General features: G+C 72.8%; 2 protein-coding genes. Both read right to left on the bottom strand.

The features are described from left to right. Positions 1–36 precede the first annotated feature (36 nt). Entirely contained in the window at positions 37–294 is a 258-nt protein-coding gene (locus E1283_RS36130) for a hypothetical protein (protein WP_132822381.1), read from the bottom strand. Between the two features lie 54 nt (positions 295–348). After that, the coding region (locus tag E1283_RS36125; RefSeq protein WP_132822380.1) for a sodium:proton exchanger at positions 349–1,513 on the bottom strand (1,165 nt) is incomplete at its 5' end.

Below are 1,513 nucleotides of genomic sequence, written 5' to 3'. Positions count from 1 at the left end.
GTCCCGGCCTGACCCACCCCGACCGCCGGCTCCTGATCAGCCGAGGAACCTGTTGGCCTGGTCGCTCACGGCGGATCCGGCGTCGCCGGCGACGTCCTGGCCCTGCTCCTGGAGGTTCTGCGCCGACTGGGCCGCCTGGTCCGCCTGGCCGGCGGCGGCCGCGAGACCGTCGGCGGCGGCCTGGCCGGCCGCGTCGCCGGTGCTCTCCGCCGCCCCGGTGAGGTCGGTCAGCTGGTCCATGGCGCTCTGCGCGAGCTCGGCGGCCTTGTCCCTGAACATGTCGAACAGTCCCATCACGTGGCCCTCTCTTCGTCGGTCGGTGGCGCGGTGCGTCGGTACGTCGTGGGGTCAGCGGGCGGCGGTGGTCGCCGGCTCGGGGAGTGGCTCGGGGGCGGTGCGGCGGAAGGGCGCGGCGAGGGTGGGCAGGATGTGCCGCCGGTTGTGGATCAGCGCGCCGAGCGCGATCGCGGCGTAGACGCCGCACAGCACGTAGCGGGCGGTCTGGCCGGGCAGGGCGAACTGCACGGCGAAGAGCGCCAGCAGCGTCCAGGCCGCCCAGCGCGGGAAGCGGAGCGCCAGGAGGGCGGCGACACCGAGCAGGGTCTGGGTGGCGGTGAGCAGGAACTCCTCGGTCTGGCGGGCGTCCAGGTGGAGCGCGGCTCCGCCGCCGCCGGCGAGGTAGGCGATGGGGAGGCTGCCGACGAGCATGGTCCACTGGTTGACCTTGCTGGAGATGAGGGTGCCGATCGCGTTACCGGCGTTGCCGCGCACGGCGAAGAGGACGGCGACGATGAACTCGGGCGACTCGGAGGCGAGCGGGGCCAGCCACTGGACCAGCAGGAACTCGTCGATGCCCAGCCGGGTGCCGGTGTCGATCAGGCCCTTGGCGAACGGTTCGGCGCTGGCCAGGATCACCGCGGCGGCGAACAGGAACAGGCCGATCACCGTCGCGCGGCGGGCACGGGTCGGCAGGGTGCCGATGGCGGCCGCCGGCCCGACGAGGTCGGGCTCCTCGGCCTCCGAGTGGGCCATCTTCCACAGGTAGAAGGCGAAGAAGCCGAGCAGCGCGCAGCCCAGCATGAGGGAGATCTGGCCGGTGAGCGGGATGGCGAAGGCGACGACGGAGGCGATGGCCAGGAAGCCGAGTTCGACCCGGTAGCCGGAGTCGAGCACCAGTTCGCGGACGGTGCGGCCGGTGCGTCGGCTGGCGAGTGCCAGGCCGACGAGGACCACCAGGGACCAGCCGAGGCCCAGCAACAGCCGGTTGGAGCCCGTCATGTTGGCGGCGGCGTACTGGACGTAGTCGGGATCGGATCCGGCGGTGTAGGCGAAGTAGAGGTCCACCGCGTACTCGGGGAGGACCGCGATCACGGCCAGGATCGCGATGGCCAGCCCGCCGGAGATGTCGACCTGTGCGGCCTCGGCGGCCCAGGCGAGCACGAAGGACGCGGCGACGACGGCGGTCCCGAAGATCAACAACTCCGCCTGCGGGGCGAGGTGGGGGCCGGTGAGG

Origin of the sequence: Streptomyces hainanensis, from assembly GCF_004348415.1 — a bacterium.
Classification (GTDB): Bacteria; Actinomycetota; Actinomycetes; order Streptomycetales; family Streptomycetaceae; genus Streptomyces; species Streptomyces hainanensis.
This window is presented reverse-complemented; position numbering and strand designations above follow the sequence as displayed.

Bases quoted from the DNA above. Each gene is read 5' to 3' on its own strand.
- E1283_RS36130 (WP_132822381.1), bottom strand. From the start codon at position 294: ATGGGACTGTTCGACATGTTCAGGGACAAGGCCGCCGAGCTCGCGCAG.